General features: G+C 40.3%; 15 protein-coding genes, 6 tRNA genes and 1 pseudogene. 21 read left to right on the top strand and 1 reads right to left on the bottom strand.

The genetic code is table 11. From position 1 onward, the window contains the following. Positions 1–207: 207 nt before the first annotated feature. The 12 genes from CFK37_RS19865 to rocF all read left to right on the top strand — a co-directional run bounded on the left by CFK37_RS19865 (position 208) and on the right by rocF (position 7,113). Positions 208–375 carry a hypothetical protein gene (locus tag CFK37_RS19865; RefSeq protein WP_157724795.1) on the top strand — a complete coding sequence of 56 codons (168 nt, stop codon included), beginning with the start codon at positions 208–210 and terminating at the stop codon, positions 373–375. 285 nt (positions 376–660) lie between these two features. Beyond that, positions 661–735 (top strand) — tRNA-Glu (locus CFK37_RS05020). Positions 736–743: 8 nt separating this feature from the next. Beyond that, a tRNA-Val gene (locus tag CFK37_RS05015) sits at positions 744–819 on the top strand. 16 nt (positions 820–835) lie between these two features. Then, positions 836–911 (top strand) — tRNA-Thr (locus tag CFK37_RS05010). A 55-nt stretch (positions 912–966) separates the two neighbouring features. Further along, positions 967–1,051, top strand: a tRNA-Tyr gene (locus tag CFK37_RS05005). Positions 1,052–1,058: 7 nt separating this feature from the next. Beyond that, positions 1,059–1,133, top strand: a tRNA-Gln gene (locus CFK37_RS05000). Between the two features lie 224 nt (positions 1,134–1,357). Further along, positions 1,358–1,430, top strand: a tRNA-Lys gene (locus CFK37_RS04995). 199 nt (positions 1,431–1,629) lie between these two features. Then, entirely contained in the window at positions 1,630–2,919 is a 1,290-nt protein-coding gene (locus CFK37_RS04990) for a hydroxymethylglutaryl-CoA reductase, degradative (RefSeq protein WP_089060853.1), read from the top strand. Then, on the top strand, positions 2,916–3,878 hold the full coding sequence (gene mvk / locus CFK37_RS04985; RefSeq protein WP_089060852.1) for a mevalonate kinase: 963 nt from the start codon (positions 2,916–2,918) through the stop codon (positions 3,876–3,878). The genes CFK37_RS04990 and mvk overlap by 4 nt, the downstream gene beginning before the upstream one ends. Positions 3,879–3,907: 29 nt before the next feature. After that, positions 3,908–4,885 carry a diphosphomevalonate decarboxylase gene (mvaD, locus tag CFK37_RS04980; protein ID WP_089060851.1) on the top strand — a complete coding sequence of 326 codons (978 nt, stop codon included), beginning with the start codon at positions 3,908–3,910 and terminating at the stop codon, positions 4,883–4,885. Positions 4,886–4,897: 12 nt separating this feature from the next. Next, the gene (locus CFK37_RS04975) at positions 4,898–5,989 is read left to right on the top strand and encodes a phosphomevalonate kinase (protein WP_089060850.1); all 1,092 of its coding nucleotides are present in this window, start codon (positions 4,898–4,900) and stop codon (positions 5,987–5,989) included. A gap of 224 nt (positions 5,990–6,213) precedes the next feature. After that, on the top strand, positions 6,214–7,113 hold the full coding sequence (gene rocF / locus CFK37_RS04970; protein ID WP_089060849.1) for an arginase: 900 nt from the start codon (positions 6,214–6,216) through the stop codon (positions 7,111–7,113). A gap of 145 nt (positions 7,114–7,258) precedes the next feature. Here rocF and CFK37_RS04965 read toward each other — a convergent pair whose 3' ends face one another. After that, positions 7,259–7,417, bottom strand: a complete 159-nt coding sequence (locus CFK37_RS04965) for an aspartyl-phosphate phosphatase Spo0E family protein (protein WP_089060848.1) — start codon at positions 7,415–7,417, stop codon at positions 7,259–7,261. Positions 7,418–7,565: 148 nt separating this feature from the next. Between CFK37_RS04965 and sigW the strand changes: the two genes are divergently transcribed. From sigW to CFK37_RS04925, 9 genes and pseudogenes are all read left to right on the top strand, one after another. Beyond that, positions 7,566–8,129: an RNA polymerase sigma factor SigW gene (gene sigW / locus CFK37_RS04960; RefSeq protein ID WP_089060847.1), complete on the top strand. Its 564-nt coding sequence runs from the start codon at positions 7,566–7,568 to the stop codon at positions 8,127–8,129. 15 nt (positions 8,130–8,144) lie between these two features. After that, positions 8,145–8,795: a zf-HC2 domain-containing protein gene (locus tag CFK37_RS04955; protein ID WP_089060846.1), complete on the top strand. Its 651-nt coding sequence runs from the start codon at positions 8,145–8,147 to the stop codon at positions 8,793–8,795. A gap of 225 nt (positions 8,796–9,020) precedes the next feature. Continuing rightward, positions 9,021–9,833, top strand: a pseudogene (gene cdaA / locus CFK37_RS20150) (diadenylate cyclase CdaA); the annotation flags it as partial. Beyond that, entirely contained in the window at positions 9,834–11,063 is a 1,230-nt protein-coding gene (locus CFK37_RS20145; protein ID WP_172840550.1) for a CdaR family protein, read from the top strand. It begins immediately after the preceding pseudogene. A gap of 92 nt (positions 11,064–11,155) precedes the next feature. Next, entirely contained in the window at positions 11,156–12,499 is a 1,344-nt protein-coding gene (gene glmM, locus CFK37_RS04945) for a phosphoglucosamine mutase (RefSeq protein WP_089060844.1), read from the top strand. A gap of 85 nt (positions 12,500–12,584) precedes the next feature. Further along, a complete protein-coding gene (locus tag CFK37_RS04940) occupies positions 12,585–13,256 on the top strand; it encodes a response regulator transcription factor (RefSeq protein ID WP_089060843.1) in 672 nt (223 codons plus the stop codon). A gap of 71 nt (positions 13,257–13,327) precedes the next feature. Further along, on the top strand, positions 13,328–14,707 hold the full coding sequence (locus CFK37_RS04935) for a sensor histidine kinase (protein ID WP_089060842.1): 1,380 nt from the start codon (positions 13,328–13,330) through the stop codon (positions 14,705–14,707). A gap of 73 nt (positions 14,708–14,780) precedes the next feature. Next, entirely contained in the window at positions 14,781–15,866 is a 1,086-nt protein-coding gene (locus CFK37_RS04930) for an ABC transporter permease (RefSeq protein WP_089060841.1), read from the top strand. Continuing rightward, on the top strand, positions 15,866–16,534 hold the full coding sequence (locus tag CFK37_RS04925; protein WP_089060840.1) for an ABC transporter ATP-binding protein: 669 nt from the start codon (positions 15,866–15,868) through the stop codon (positions 16,532–16,534). Before CFK37_RS04930 ends, CFK37_RS04925 begins: the two co-directional genes overlap by 1 nt. Positions 16,535–16,606: the final 72 nt, after the last annotated feature.

The following is a 16,606-nucleotide window of genomic DNA, read 5'->3' as shown; positions in this document are numbered from 1 at the left end:
GGCATTAAGTTCAGTTCATCTAGTCCTATTGGATTAGAATGTTCGATTAAAATTGCAGCACAGCGTAAGCAACGTTAAACCACGGGCATAGGTTGTCGCTTTGGCGTTCAAGATTTCCTCGTAAAAATAGCAATTAACCAGTGAATTAAGTTATAATAACAACATATAACTTAATGGATAATAAGTATTCTATAGGGAGGATTTTAAATGGGGAGTGGGATTTCGGTGTTAGTTATCATAGCAATTATCGTTACTGTTTTTGAGGCGCTTTTGGCTTTCTATTTAATTAAAAAACAGAACTTTAAACCGTCACGAGCACTTTATATGTCAATTCCAACTATTGTCATTATTTGGTTTGTTGCGATCATTGCCTAGTAGCAGAAACACTTAAAGTTATTTATATGATGAAATGCTTTTGTAAGGGGATTATTCACTTATATAATTGCCCCATTGTGGAGTAAAAGTGAATGATTAAGGCACAATAATAATAGATGGAATAAAAAATAATAAAAAAGTCAGTTTCCCCTTTACAAATGGCGAGAATCTGTATATAATAAAATTCGTTGGTTTTCGACACTACATATTATAAAATCTTGATGCCAAGAACCAATGGCGGAACCCATAAATTTTTTTATTTTATATAGTAAGATATCGACTTTAGGCCCGTTGGTCAAGTGGTTAAGACACCGCCCTTTCACGGCGGTAACACGGGTTCGAATCCCGTACGGGTCACCATTAATGTTGGAGGATTAGCTCAGCTGGGAGAGCACCTGCCTTACAAGCAGGGGGTCGCAGGTTCGAGCCCTGCATCCTCCACCATTTTTTCACATAATTAGCCGGCCTAGCTCAACTGGTAGAGCAACTGACTTGTAATCAGTAGGTTGGGGGTTCAAGTCCTCTGGCCGGCACCACTTATAAAAAATTCATTTATCCAATGTATAACATTTGGAAATATGGAAAATATATGGAGGGGTAGCGAAGTGGCTAAACGCGGCGGACTGTAAATCCGCTCCCTCAGGGTTCGGCAGTTCGAATCTGCCCCCCTCCACCATCACTATTGGGCTATAGCCAAGCGGTAAGGCAGCAGGTTTTGATCCTGTCATTCCCAGGTTCGAATCCTGGTAGCCCAGCCATTATATCTATATTATTGATAACCTTGTGTATCAACTTCACCACGGTAAAAACGTGGTTTTTGCATGTAAAGGAGCCATTAGCTCAGTTGGTAGAGCAAGCCGCAACTACCTGAATAACTTCCGTGTGCAGGCTTGCGAGGAGTGTAGCTTCTCAGAAATTGCTTGCAACACGACGAGCATCTTGGATGGAAAACTTTGCATCATAACAAAAAATGTTTTCATAGGAGCCATTAGCTCAGTTGGTAGAGCATCTGACTTTTAATCAGAGGGTCGAAGGTTCGAATCCTTCATGGCTCATCAATTCATTGAAAAGAATTCTAGCATTGAGATATAATACATAGTATAATTACTATAAACAAGGTCGTTATGAAAGTAAACAACCTTGTTTATTTGCATTTTACGCTATTTTTTTACATAATAGATAGAGTAAATTTATTATCTTAACATATATCAAGTAATATTTATTATATATTGATACACAAAAGGATGATTTTGTATGAATACTTCTAGAATTCCTGGCTTTTATAATATGACTGTAGAAGATCGCAGAAATTTACTCGCTGAACAAGTTGGATTTACGGAAGAAGAAACTAAGCATCTTTTATCAGCCAATCCTTTATCTCTTGATACAGCGGATAACATGATTGAAAATGTAATTGGAACTTTTCAGTTGCCACTGGGGTTAGGGTTGAATTTCTTAATAAACGGGAAAGAATATAAAGTACCGATGGCAATTGAGGAACCCTCGGTTGTGGCATCTGCCAGTTATATTGCCAAGATTGTTCGAAATGCTGGTGGATTTACCACGGAGGCGACAGACAGAGTTATGATAGGTCAAATTCAGGTTGTCGGTTCACCGGACCTTACATTTGCTAAAGAAGCAATTTTAAAGGAAAAAGAAATGCTTTTAGAAGGAGCAAATGCAGCATATCCGAGTATCGTTGCCAGAGGCGGTGGAGCACGGGATCTAGAAGTACGCATATTAAATGATAGTTCAGGATCAAAGTATGGACAAATGCTTGTATTACACCTGTATATTAATACATGTGATGCAATGGGTGCCAACATTATAAATACAATGGTTGAAGCTCTTGCGCCTGTTGTGGAGGATTTAACGAAGGGAAAGGTATATTTACGTATTCTTTCTAACTTGGCAGACAGATGTATGGCGCGTGCCAAATGTGTAATACCGCCAGAATTATTAGAATCAGACGGCTTTTCTGGTGAAGAGGTGCGTGACGGTGTAGTGCATGCATATGAATTCGCGGCATCTGATCCATATCGTGCAGTGACACATAATAAAGGAATAATGAATGGAATTGACCCAATTGTAATTGCAACTGGAAACGATTGGCGTGCAGTTGAAGCTGGGGCACATGCTTATGCAGCAAGATTTGGAAGGTATAGTTCGATGACAGAGTGGTATGTTGATGGTAAAGGTAATTTAGTTGGTGAACTTGAATTACCGATGTCTGTTGGAACGGTTGGCGGCTCGATTCGCGTGCACCCGATTTCCCAAATTGCGCATAAGATGTTAGGAATTGAGTCAGCTCAAGAGTTAGCGCAGGTTATTGTATCAGTGGGACTAGCGCAAAACCTAGGTGCTTTAAAGGCTTTAGTAACGGATGGTATCCAAAAGGGTCATATGGCTTTACATTCTCGCTCTGTTGCGATGGCAGCAGGGGCTAAAGGAGAGCTGATTGATATCATTGCAGAACAACTAATAAGTGAAAAAGATATCCGTGTGGGAAAAGCTAAAGAATTGGTGGAAAAGAGTAAAAAATGAGTGTAGAGAAAGCAACAACTTCAGAACAAACAGCTGTAGGCATAGCTCATAGTAAATTAATTTTAATTGGGGAACATGCGGTTGTACACGGACAACCAGCGATAGCCATTCCTTTCCCGTTGGTAGGGATAGAAGCGCTAGTAGATAATGTTCCAGGCGCAATTAAACTGGACAGCACATTTTTCCATGGGCCAATTAATATGGCTCCAGATGCACTGGACGGTCTGATAAACTGTATAAAAGCAACACTGGATCATTTAGAAATCCCAAAGCGCGACCTGCTGATTCGAATCAAGTCGTCGATACCACCAGGTAAAGGCCTTGGTTCAAGTGCGTCTGTTGCGATTGCAGTTATTCGGTCCTTATTTGATCACGCTGATGAGGAACTTTCAGAAGAAACATTGCTTATGCTGGCGAACATTTCTGAGACGTATGCGCATGGTGCCCCCAGTGGGATTGACACACTGACAATTACGTCGGAGTCTCCTGTGTGGTACGAAAAGGATCTCCCATTTTATTTCATTAAGCCGAAATCCGATTTCCACTTTATTGTGGCTGATTCTGGCAGAAAAGGGGATACGAGACTAGCGGTTGAATCAGTTGCAGGGTTACTTAAATCTGCACCTAGGAAGATACAGGCAAGTCTTGACAGGATTGGCGAGATAACCCACCAGGCAAGACGGGCGCTTGAGAAAGCCAGTAAGCAGCTTTTGGGTAAGACGTTAAATGAGGCTCAAAAAGAATTAGAGGCACTCGGTGTAAGTGATGCTGGGTTAAACCGTCTCATTTATGTTGCAAGACAGGAAGGTGCACTTGGAGCTAAATTAACAGGCGGCGGCAACGGCGGATGTATAATTGCCCTGGCTCGAAATGAGGCACACTCAAGACATCTTTGTGAAAAATTAAAAGGTTTTGGTGCTCACGCAGTATGGCCATTTGTATTGCGTAAACAAAGATAGGAACAATTCTTTTGAAATGGGGATTATGGATGAAAGCAACGGCAAAGGCACATACCAACATTGCCTTAATTAAATATTGGGGAAAGCGCGATGAGTCGTTGATTTTACCAATGAACAATAGTCTTTCCTTGACTCTGGATGGTTTTTATACGGAAACTACCGTTGCATTTAACCATGATTTGACTGAAGATATTTTTTACCTGGACCATGAACAAATTTCAGGAGAACAGTTTACCAAAGTTTCGACATTTCTTGATTTGATTCGCAGCTATGCTAATAGACCAGGGCTTTTTGCTGAAGTGCGTTCGATCAATGCGGTTCCGACAGCGGCTGGGTTTGCTTCATCTGCATCAGGCTTTGCTGCACTTGCGGCGGCAGCAACCCGTGCACTCGATTTATCTATTGACGATCGCACATTATCCCGGTTAACACGACGGGGCTCAGGATCTGCGTGCCGGTCAATTTATGGCGGTTTTGTTGAGTGGGAAAAGGGATCAAAGGATGATGGTTCAGATTCTTTTGCCGTACCTGTAGCACCACAGAAGCATTGGGACGTACGAGTTGCAGCAGTTGTTCTGTCTTCTGACAAGAAAAAAGTTTCAAGTCGTGTAGGTATGAAACGTACAGTTGAAACATCGCTATTTTATACTAGCTGGGTGGATAACATTCCAACAGATCTAAAGAACATCAAATCAGCGATACAAGATCGTGACTTTGAGAGAATGGGTGAAATCGCTGAAGCAAATTGTCAAAAGATGCATGCGACTACCTTGGGTGCAACACCGCCATTTACGTATTGGCATGATACAACGTTAACGGTAATGCAAACTGTTCAGGCATTACGTACAAATGGTATTCCTGCCTATTTCACAATAGATGCCGGACCAAATGTAAAAGTACTTTATCAACCGGAAAACGAAGAAGTTATTCAAGAAACGCTCCGCAAAATACCTGGTGTTACGAATGTAATTGTTAGTCGTTCAGGTCAAGGAGTCACCTATCAATAGGGGATGAAAACAGTGACAAACGAAAAAATGACCATTAAAGTACCAGGTAAATTAATGCTTGCGGGAGAACATGCGATATTAGAAGCCTATAAGCGATCAATAGTAATGGCTGTTGATCGTTTTGTTTATGCCACCATTTCAACCAGTAACGAAAGACGTTTATCCCTCCCAAAGCTAAACCTCGAAAATTTACGTTGGGAAATAAAGAATGAAAAAATACATATCGTGACGAACGACAAAAATGTAAACTTTGTCGAAAATGCAATGAATATAGCATATCGGTATATAATTGAACAAGGACAAACTCTTACAAAATTCGATTTATCCATTAACAGCGAATTGGATGATGAATCGGGGATTAAGTATGGGCTGGGTTCGAGTGCAGCCGTAGTAACAGCAGTAATTAAAGCAGTTTTGGAGAAACACTCCATAAACTGCACACCGATGCTGCTTTTTAAATTAGCAGCGATTGCACACGTGAACACCCAAGGAAGCGGATCTGGTGCTGATGTAGCAGCGTCATCGTTCGGTGGAATGCTGGTTTATACATCGTTTCAGGCAGAATGGTTAAAACGTGCATATGAAAGTGCTGCATCAGTAACCAAGTTAGCAGGGCAGTATTGGCCATATTTCTCAGTAAAACGGATTTCATTACCAAAGGATATTTATATGCTAATTGGATGGACGGGGAACCCGGCATCAACCAAACAATACTTAAAAAAAATTGCATTACTGAAGCAACAGCATGCAGATTTATACAATCATTTTATCAGCCATTCTGCTGACGCTGTTGATTTGATTATTAATGGTATTGAAAAAGATAACAGCGAAATGCTGCTCAAGGGTATATTTTCTAATCGACAAGCATTATCGATGTTAGGAAAACATGCAGATGCAGATGTTGAAACAGCCTTATTAAAAACGCTAGCTGATATTGCTGAACAGCATGGCGGTGCTGGAAAGCCATCTGGAGCAGGTGGCGGCGATTGCGGGGTTGCCTTTCTTCCAGGTAAAGAAAAAATGGATACAGTCATACGTGAATGGCAAGAGGCTGGTATAAAGCCACTAACACTTGGTCTGAACCAGTGTGGTGCAAGCGTATAAAAAACAGGCATTATCACGATGCCTGTTTTTTATTTGTAATACTCCCTGAACTGGGAAAGGGTAAAGGAAACTAGGGCTTAACCCACACTATAAGACAATACACAAACAGTATTCAGCGAAGCCTTTTACCACGAAAGTTCCCATGGTATAACTACTCATTTTTATGTCCAGTTGAGTCATTGCCAGACTTTTCGTTAAACTATAGGGTAGAGGAGGTTTCAATTATGAAGAAAAACATTTCGATTATTGGAGTGCCCATGCATTTAGGACAACCGCGTCCAGGAACGGATCTTGGACCGGACGCAATCCGTCATGCTGGTGTTGTTGATAAATTAAAGCGTTTACAACATGATGTGGAGGATCTTGGAAATATAAAAATTGATTCTGTGGCAGGCGAGGAACAGCGCGAGGATAATTTATTAAACCTGCAATCAATTATTGATGCATCGACTATTCTTGCTGAAAAAGCAGATGATGTTGTTGCAGCCGATCGATTCCCGCTTTTATTTGGCGGAGACCATAGTATGGCGATTGGCAGTCTTGCTGGAATTAGTAAGCATTATGAGAATCTAGGTGTAATTTGGTATGATGCCCATGGGGATTTAAATGACAGCGCAACGTCGCCCTCCGGAAATATCCACGGAATGCCATTAGCCGCAAGTCTTGGTATTGGGCATCAGAAGCTAACTAATGTTCATGGTGAGCAACCAAAGGTGAAACCGGAAAATTTAGTAATCATTGGCGCACGTGATCTTGACCCAGGTGAAAAGGAACTGATTAAGGAACGCGGCATTAAAGTATACTCCATGCGTGAGGTTGATGAATTTGGAATGGAACAGGTTATCCAGGAAACCATTGCTTATTTGAAGGACCGCACAGATGGAATTCACTTGAGCTTAGACCTTGACGGTTTAGACCCAATGGAAACTCCAGGAGTTGGAACGCCAGTCGAAGGTGGACCATCTTATCGGGAAACCCGTCATGCACTGGAATTGTTACATGATGCAGATGTACTTACTTCAGCGGAATTTGTTGAGGTAAATCCATTGCTGGATGACAAGAATAAGACCGGTATTGTAGCAGCCAATTTAATAAGCGCGCTATTCGGTGAAACATTAAAATAAAATTACCAATGGAGGCAGCCAATTAGAATCGGCTGCCTCCTTTATTTACGCTTTAAGAAAGTATAAATCTTTATCGGTATAAAGTATAAAAAAATCTAAGGCTTTTGCCATTAATTCTTGGCGACAAGCCCAGATTTTCTTATGTTTAAGCACTTTTTTCAGTATTGTAATACGAATTTAGAAGTGAGTCCAATTTTTTACTAGATTTAATTACTGCCTCAGAAGTATAGCCGTGGGAATAACTTAATGTAATCATTTCATTTCGACATTGTTCAATTTTTTTCAATAAATTACAATTATCCACCAAACCTTCCTCCAATCTAGTATAATGTAATTAGAAGTTACCCATATATTAACAAAGTTAAACCTAAAAATAACTTTTTTATTTATGAAACCTTTTTTGGTTTCATTTCGTAACATAAATACCGCATCAGTTAGCGGAGGTACTTGCTATGGATTTAATGATAAAAGAAAAAATAAAACAGGTTAAAAAAGGTGATCAATCTGCATTTGAAGATGTGGTTACCTTTTATCAGCATAAAATTTACCAGCATTGTTACCGAATGCTTGGTAATGCGCACGAGGCGGAGGATATAGCGCAGGAAGCTTTTATTCGGGCATATACAAATATTGATTCGTATGATATAAATCGAAAATTTTCAACCTGGTTGTATCGTATTGCAACGAACCTAACGATTGACCGGATACGAAAACGAAAACCGGATTACTATCTTGATGCAGAGGTCAAGGGTACGGATGGATTAAATATGTACTCGCAACTTGAATCAGATACTATTTTGCCAGAAGCGGAAGTAGAGAACCTTGAACTTAAGAGCTATATTCATCACGAAATTTCTGAACTCCCACCAAAATATCGATCGATAATCATACTGAGATATTTAGAAGAGTTTTCCTTACAAGAGATTAGTGACATCTTAGATATTCCCCTTGGAACCGTAAAAACAAGGATTCACCGGGGAAGGGAAGCTTTACGGAAAAAGCTTCGCCACGTGTAAAGGAGTGTGAACGAATTGAATTGCGATAAAGAAGCTATCATGCTTATGCATAAATATTTTGATGGTGATTTGACCAAATCAGAGGAAGCAAGTTTAAGAGAACATCTGGAAGGGTGCGAAGCCTGTCAAAAGCATTTTCATGAACTGAAACGGACTATTACCTGGGTCCAAAGTGCTGAAAAGGTTTCTGCTCCTGAAGGGTTTACAAGCAAGGTTATGGATAATTTACCAAGGGAAAAACGAAGAATCAGCTATATACGCTGGTTTAAAGCACATCCAGTTGTGACAGCTGCTGCGATATTTTTCATTTTCATGTTCAGCAGTGTGTTCGCTGCATGGGACCAGGGCAGTGAATTAGTTGTTTCCAAGCAGGAGAATTTGATTATTAAAGGCGATACAGTGATTGTACCAGCTGGTGTCACCGTTTCTGGTGATTTATTGGTGAAGAATGGAAACCTTAAAATTGAAGGTACCGTTGATGGAAATGTAACACTTATTCATGGCAATTTAATCGATGACTCGATTAATGGCGAAGGGCTGATGGCATCGGTTGGGGAAGTTAATGGTGAATTTAAGCAGGTTGACCAGGTGTTTGAATGGATGTGGTATCACTTACGGGAATTATTTGAAGGAATCTTTTCACTGGGTCAAATTTGGGTTAGATAACTTAGTTAGGGGCTTTTCTGCATTGGCGGGAGGCTCCTTTTTTTATTTGAAGATAAGAATGTATAACCATATGTCCAGCTACAGCGCCCGTTTAGAAGCTGCCGCTTTTCTTGTGTGCCTGTAATTTTTATCCTTTTTACTGGCATGTTTAGAGGGTGAATATGATATAATAATACCGTTACATAAGTTAAAACTGGTAACTAATGAACAGAGGGAAGTGTAAACATGCTTGATGGGGGATTTGAATTACTGGACCTCTTACGTATCGGCGTAGATATAGCTCTCGTCTGGTATGTATTATATAAATTAATCATGCTTATTCGTGGTACGAAAGCTATCCAACTGCTTAAAGGAATATTGGTTATATTAATCGTATGGATCATCAGCCTTGTATTCAATTTACAAACTATTCAATGGCTGACGGATTATGCGATAAGATGGGGATTTGTAGTCATTATCATTCTGTTTCAGCCTGAGTTGAGGCGTGCGTTGGAGCAGCTGGGCAGGGGAAATATATTCTCAAGGAATTCAAAATCTGAAGAAGAAATTTTAGAACAAACGATAGAAGCGTTTATTCATTCTTGTGGCTACATGGCGAAACGGCGTATTGGTGCGCTAATTACGATAGAACGTGAAACAGGTATCGGTGATTACGCAGAAACAGGGATCCCAATCAATGGTAAACTGACACATCAACTATTAACAAATATTTTTACACCAAACACACCATTGCATGATGGTGCTGTTATTATGCGTGGCGAGGAGATTGTTGCTGCTGCGTGTTATCTGCCATTATCCGAAAGTCCATTTATTTCGAAGGAGCTTGGTACGAGGCATCGTGCCGCAATGGGAATAAGTGAAGTAACCGATGCACTTACTATAGTCGTTTCAGAGGAAACTGGAAATGTATCCTGTACCAAGAATGGTGAGCTGCACCGAGATTTAGATATGAATACACTTCGTGAGCTCTTAAAAGAAAATTTATCATTATCGATTAAAACCCCTGATTCAAAGTCACGGAAATGGAGGGGAAGAAGAATGGATAATTGGTTTAAAAGTAAATGGTTTGTACGAATTATCTCACTCGCATTTGCGATTCTGCTGTACGTCTTTGTATCATTTGATGTAAATGGTAATCAATTAGAAAATGATTCAAGAATACCGGATGACTCGGAAGATATAGAAACAATTGAAAATTTCCCGCTTGATATTAAAATTGACGCAGAAAAATACGTGGTGAGCGGTGTACCTGAATATGTGAAAGTTCAACTTCAAGGAAGTCCGGGTGTTCTGGTTCCAGCCGCACGGCAACAAAACTTTAATGCATACGTAGATCTGGAAGACCTGGGCCCGGGAAAACATACGGTTGAAGTTAAGTATTCCAATGTTCCGGATAATCTGGACGTCTACATTGAACCGAAAGAAATTAATGTGATTATCGAGGAACGTGCATCAGAGGAATTTACTGTTAATGTCGATTTTATTAATACAGACAAGCTTCCGGAAGGATTTGAACTTGGATCATCTGAAGTACAACCGAAAAAAGTTACCATTACAAGTTCTAAAAATATCATTGATCAAATTGGTATTGTAAAGGTATTTGTTGATGTTGCCGGGTTAAAGGAATCAATCGACAGTCGGGAAGTCCCTGTAAATGTATATGATAGTCAGGGTAATGAATTAAATGTAAACGTGAAACCACAAAATGTCGTTGTCTCGGCAGAATTGCTGAACCCAAGTAAAACCGTCCCAGTAGCGGTTCCTACGACGGGTGAACTGCCGAAGGATTACTCGCTGGCTTCAATAAAAGCGGGTCTTGATGAGGTGGAAGTCTTTGCAACTAATTCGATTTTGGCGGATATTGATAAGGTACAAACCGAGGAAATTAACTTATCGGATATTACAAAGTCCCAGACAATCGAAGCAAAGCTTGCCCCGCCGGATGGGGCTACCATCCCCGAAACAGATACAGTTGAGGTTGAAATAGAGTTGGAGCAAACTAAAACAATTGAAGATGTTGCAATTGACGTTGACAATCTTAGTGATGGACAAGAATTATCATTTCTAACTCCGGAAGATGCTAAGATGAAAGTAGATGTTGCAGGTTCTGAAAAAGATATAAGTAAACTGAATGCAGAAAAAATTAAATTGACTGTAGATGCAGAGGGACTTGATGAGGGAGAACATAAATTACCCATCGTCATTGTGGGGCCGGAAAATGTTAAAATTACCCCCGAAATGGAACAGGTGACAATTGAAATTAAGTAAATCTGTTCCAAGACTAAATTTAAAAACATACGTTGTACTAATAATTAAAGGCAGAATACAGGGATATTCAGGAGCAAAAGGAGAGATACTGCATGGGTAAATATTTTGGAACAGATGGTGTCCGGGGGGTAGCTAATGAAGAATTAACACCGGAATTAGCATTTAAGCTCGGACGTTTTGGCGGATATGTTTTAACAAAAGAAATAAAGAATCCAAAGATATTGATTGGCCGGGATACACGTATTTCAGGACCGATGTTTGAGGGTGCATTAGTTGCGGGTCTATTATCAATCGGCGCCGAAGTGATGCGACTTGGTGTTATTTCTACTCCGGGTGTTGCGTACTTAACGAAAGCTACGAAAGCGGAACTTGGTATTATGATATCCGCTTCGCATAATCCAGTAGCAGATAATGGAATTAAGTTTTTTGGTCCTGATGGTTTTAAATTAACGGATGAACAGGAAGAAGAAATTGAAACGTTAATGGATGGAGAAGATCACCTACCTCGTCCAATCGGTGAGGATATAGGGCAGGTTAATGATTACTTTGAAGGTGGACAAAAGTATATCTCCTTCTTAAAAGAATCAGTGGACAATGATTTTGATGGTATGCAGATTGCTTTAGATTGTGCTAACGGGTCTACATCAAGTTTGGCATCCCATTTATTTGCCGATCTTGAAGCGGATATTTTCACAATCGGAAGCTCTCCGGATGGTCTGAATATTAACGATGGCGTTGGTTCTACACACCCCGAAACCCTGCAGGCATTCGTATCTGAAAAAGGTGCCGATGTTGGGCTCGCTTTTGATGGTGATGGAGATCGATTAATCGCTGTCGATGAAAAAGGCCAAATAGTAGATGGTGATCAGATTATGTATATTTGTGCTAAATACATGAATGAGAAAGGTTATCTGCATCACAATACAGTTGTTTCAACAGTTATGAGTAATTTAGGGTTTTATAAGGCACTGGAAGAAAACGGCATGCGCAGTGATAAAACTGCTGTCGGGGACCGTTACGTGATGGAAGAAATGCGTAGGGGCGGATATAACCTTGGTGGTGAACAATCCGGGCATATTATTTTCCTTGACTACATTACAACTGGTGATGGACTTTTAACGGCCATTCAGCTTGTCAATGTATTAAAGGAAACTGGTAAACCTTTATCTGAGCTTGCTGGGGAAATGGAAGTATTCCCGCAGGTATTAAAAAATGTTAAAGTAACCGACAAGAAAAATGCTTTAACGAATCCGAAAGTGACAGAAGTTATTGAAGAAGTGGAAACGGAAATGGCTGGCGAGGGACGTGTGCTTGTCCGCCCTTCAGGTACAGAACCACTAGTTCGGGTGATGGTTGAAGCTTCGACAAAAGAAAAATGTGAACGTTATGCAGACCGCGTAGTAACAGTAATTGATGACTTATTAGGCATGAAATAAATTTGAGAACTGCTCTTTTCGTATAAGGGCAGTTTTTTAATATATATGATTCATTTATTCGAATATGCATAGGAGTGAGAGGCTAATGATATCTATTTTACTTGTTGATGATGATCCACATATCAGAGAATTACTCCGTTTTTACTTGCAAAAAGAGGGCTATCGAACGCTAGAAGCAGAAGATGGACAAGCAGCATTGCAGCAGCTTGAGGAACAGACAATTCATCTTGCTGTAGTCGATATTATGATGCCGCATGTCGATGGCTACGAGTTATGCAAGGAAATACGTTCATACTATGATATCCCCGTTATCATGTTAACAGCCAAGGGTGAACTGATTGATAAAGAAAAGGGGTTTACGGCGGGGACGGATGATTATATTGTGAAGCCTTTTGAACCGAAAGAGGTTTTATTTCGGATCAAAGCGTTGCTTAGGCGTTTCCAGGTGATGAATGAACAGATTATTTATCTTGGTGAAACCGTGATTGACCGAAAAAGCTATGAAGTGCGGGTGAGTGGCAAAACGGTGATTCTGCCATTAAAGGAATTTGAATTACTCGCACAGCTCGCCAATTATCCCAATCAAATTTTCACCCGTGACCAATTAATTGAATTGGTTTGGGGGAATGACTTCGTCGGGAATGATCGGACGGTCGACGTACATATTAAACGCCTGCGGGAACGTTTTTCGGAGGCGGAAAAGGACTTTTCTATCAAAACAATACGGGGTGTGGGCTACAAGCTTGAGCAGGTGTAACAATCTGTTCATGTTCTGTTCATATTAGTGGCGTAGTCTGCAACAAAAGAAGATTGTTTGGAGGAATTCATATGCGAACGCTTTATGTGCGCATTATCGTGGTGACAATGGTAATCATGGTTGCAAGTGCGATTATTGCTTTTTTCGCATCCAATATTTATTACCAACAATATTTAAAACCTGAGAATGATGCGAAAATCACCCAAATCTCAAGGAATATAGTGGATATTTACAAATCGAATAACAGCCAGGATATTTCCGCTTATTTAAACGATATGACTGACCTTGGATATAAGTTTTATTTGGTTGATGGGTCAGGAGACGGACAAGTTTATGGCGATCCTTTTCGGAAAAAGAATTTGGCTGCTGATGCCATTGATAAGGTAATGCAGGGCAATGTCTATCACGGGGTAAAGAACTATCCGTGGAAACCGTTTGTAACTGGTTTTTTTGATAATGAATTAAAGAATACAATCGGGATTCCGCTTGAGGTAAAAGGAAAGACCTATGCATTATTTGTAAGACCAAACACCTCACAGCAATTTGGAGAAATGCGTTTTTTCCTTGCTGTTTTACTTATATTGGCATTAATTTTCTCCTTCCTTTTAGTTCTAATTAGCACTAGTTATATTGTAAAGCCGATTAAACGATTAACGGAAGCTACAAAGAAAATTGCTGCAGGAAATTACCATATGAAATTGAATGTTAACCGGAAGGATGAAATAGGGCGTTTGGCTCGCGACTTTTCTAAGATGAGCAACATTCTGGAACAAACGGAGGCAAAGCGGCAGGAGTTCGTATCGAATGTATCGCATGAAATCCAGTCCCCGCTGACATCGATTCAGGGCTTTACTGAATTAGTGAGAGACGAAGAAATGACAGCTGACGAACGGCATCATTACTTGACGATTATCGAGAAGGAAAGCAAACGTTTATCGATGCTTGGGAGACAACTGCTTACTCTATCCATGCTCGATCACGATGGCAGTGATCATGCAGCATTTCCAGTTTCAATCGATGAGCAAATTAAAGATGTTATATCGACCACAGAATGGCAATGGCGGAATAAGAGCCTAAGCATTGATTTAAATTTACATGCGGGCTCGATTACCGGGTCAACAGATTTAATTCAGCAAATATGGATGAATTTAGTGACAAATGCGATTCGTTATACGGATAATGGTGGCACGATATCTATTACTACGAAAGAAGACAGGAACGGGGTCTATGCATCGATTCAGGACACTGGCATTGGAATGTCAGAACAAGATGTAACTCAGATCTTTGACCGTTTTTACAAAGTTGATAAGGCAAGAAAAAGAAGTGAAGTAAGTACAGGACTTGGACTCGCAATCGTGAAGAAAATAATTGAAATTCACCATGGAACCATTGAGGTAGAAAGTGAAATCGATACAGGTTCCACATTTCATGTCTATCTTCCGAAAAAGTAATCAATCGTTCATCTTCTATTCATATTACCTAGGTAAACTGTAGGTAATGAATGATTAGGAGGGAACGATTTTTATGTTTTTAGCAATAAGAGAATTAGTTCATGCAAAGTTCAGGTATATATTAATCGGAGTTATTATGGTACTGATTGCGATGTTAATTTTTATCATATCCGGGTTGGCAAAAGGACTATCAGCGGACAATGCATCCGCTATTCAAAACCTGCAGGCGGACCAGGTATTAATAGAAAAAGATGTTGATCAGCGGATTACGCAGTCCATGTTTCAGGCAGATAATTTGGATGCGATACAAGATATAAAAGGTGTAGAAGCAGCGACAGCCCTTTCTATTAACATGACAAGTACATCTGAAAAAGGTTCAGAGAAAAAGGTGGACGTTGCATTATTTTCAACGGACATAAATGGCATGTTAATTCCAGATGTCAGCAGCGGAAAGTCGCTGTCAGATCCAGATAAGCCAGCGTTGATCGTCGATAGTTCAATGAAGCAGGAAGGCGTAAAACTAGGAGATAAGCTTGAAATGGATGGTTTTGATCAAACATTCACAGTTGTTGGGTTTACTGACAATCAGCGATTTAGCCACACGCCAGTTGCATATGTAAGCAAGGGTGCACTTGGCGCCGCAAATGAGAAAGTAAATGCCATAGGGCTTCAAGTTGCAGACGGTAAGAACGACGCAGTACAAAGTAAGCTTTCTGGTCAATATGATTTGTTGAGCAAGGATGAATTATTGAAGGGAATCCCGGGATATTCTCAAGAACAGGCTTCCCTGACCATGATGATTGTCTTTCTGTTTGTAATTGGTACGTTTGTTCTAGCGGTGTTCTTTTACGTATTAACCTTGCAAAAAACAGACCAATTCGGTGTGTTGAAGGCACTTGGAACCAAGACATCCTATTTGATGCGAAATGTGATTACACAAGTTGTTTTAATTTCCGTCGTTTGCATTGGAATTGCCCTTGGTCTTACGTACGGGGCATCAGCATTGTTTCCAAATGATTTACCATTTGACTTGAACCTGGCAAATATGCTGCAGTTTTCCAGCATTTTGTTAGTCGTAACGGTTCTTGGATCATTACTATCACTAGTTCAGATTGTAAAAATCGATCCAATCCGGGCAATTGAAGGGGGAGCTAATTAATGAATACACTAGAGATGGATAATGTTACTAAAGTTTATCATGATGGACCAAAGGAATTTAGAGCCATTGACCAGGCTTCACTTGCAGTTAAGGAAGGCGAGTTTGTAGCAATTATGGGACCATCCGGTTCTGGGAAGAGCACACTGCTTTCAATAGCTGGTGCACTGCTTACACCAACAAGCGGGCAGATTCGTATTTCAGGCAAGGATCTGGCATCTTTATCAGCCAACAAAGTCACGCAGCTGCGGTTAGATAAACTGGGATTTATTTTTCAATCCGCTAACCTTGTTCCCTATTTAAAAATTAAGGATCAGCTTGGTTTAATCGGCAAACTGGGAAACTTAAGTAAAAAGGCCACAGAAATACGGACGAGGGAACTGCTTGAACACTTTGGGCTGTATGACCGCCTTAGCCATTTCCCGAGTGAACTTTCCGGCGGACAAAGGCAGCGTGTGGCAATCGCGCGCGCATTGATGAATGATCCGGAAATTATTTTTGCAGATGAGCCAACTGCAAGTCTTGATTCGAAGAGGGGATTAGAAGTGGTTGAAATGCTGGCTGATGAGATTAAAACCCGTAATAAATCGGGAATCATGGTTACCCATGATGAACGTGTCCTGCATTTATGTGACCGTGTCATCACAATTAAGGATGGTAAATTAGTATAGATTATGCAGGTGGAGGCGTGTGAGACTCCACCTGCATTTTTTTGCAGTAAACAAGGTATATCCATACTTCTT

It is taken from the genome of Virgibacillus phasianinus, assembly GCF_002216775.1.
GTDB lineage: Bacteria > Bacillota > Bacilli > Bacillales > Amphibacillaceae > Virgibacillus_F > Virgibacillus_F phasianinus.
The sequence above is the reverse complement of the archived record's forward strand: the minus strand, read 5'-3'. Positions and strand labels throughout refer to the sequence as shown.

Bases quoted from the DNA above. Each gene is read 5' to 3' on its own strand.
- CFK37_RS19865 (WP_157724795.1), top strand. From the start codon at position 208: ATGGGGAGTGGGATTTCGGTGTTAGTTATCATAGCAATTATCGTTACT.
- CFK37_RS04990 (WP_089060853.1), top strand. From the start codon at position 1,630: ATGAATACTTCTAGAATTCCTGGCTTTTATAATATGACTGTAGAAGAT.
- mvk (WP_089060852.1), top strand. From the start codon at position 2,916: ATGAGTGTAGAGAAAGCAACAACTTCAGAACAAACAGCTGTAGGCATA.
- mvaD (WP_089060851.1), top strand. From the start codon at position 3,908: ATGAAAGCAACGGCAAAGGCACATACCAACATTGCCTTAATTAAATAT.
- rocF (WP_089060849.1), top strand. From the start codon at position 6,214: ATGAAGAAAAACATTTCGATTATTGGAGTGCCCATGCATTTAGGACAA.
- sigW (WP_089060847.1), top strand. From the start codon at position 7,566: ATGGATTTAATGATAAAAGAAAAAATAAAACAGGTTAAAAAAGGTGAT.
- CFK37_RS20145 (WP_172840550.1), top strand. From the start codon at position 9,834: ATGGATAATTGGTTTAAAAGTAAATGGTTTGTACGAATTATCTCACTC.
- glmM (WP_089060844.1), top strand. From the start codon at position 11,156: ATGGGTAAATATTTTGGAACAGATGGTGTCCGGGGGGTAGCTAATGAA.
- CFK37_RS04940 (WP_089060843.1), top strand. From the start codon at position 12,585: ATGATATCTATTTTACTTGTTGATGATGATCCACATATCAGAGAATTA.
- CFK37_RS04935 (WP_089060842.1), top strand. From the start codon at position 13,328: ATGCGAACGCTTTATGTGCGCATTATCGTGGTGACAATGGTAATCATG.
- CFK37_RS04930 (WP_089060841.1), top strand. From the start codon at position 14,781: ATGTTTTTAGCAATAAGAGAATTAGTTCATGCAAAGTTCAGGTATATA.
- CFK37_RS04925 (WP_089060840.1), top strand. From the start codon at position 15,866: ATGAATACACTAGAGATGGATAATGTTACTAAAGTTTATCATGATGGA.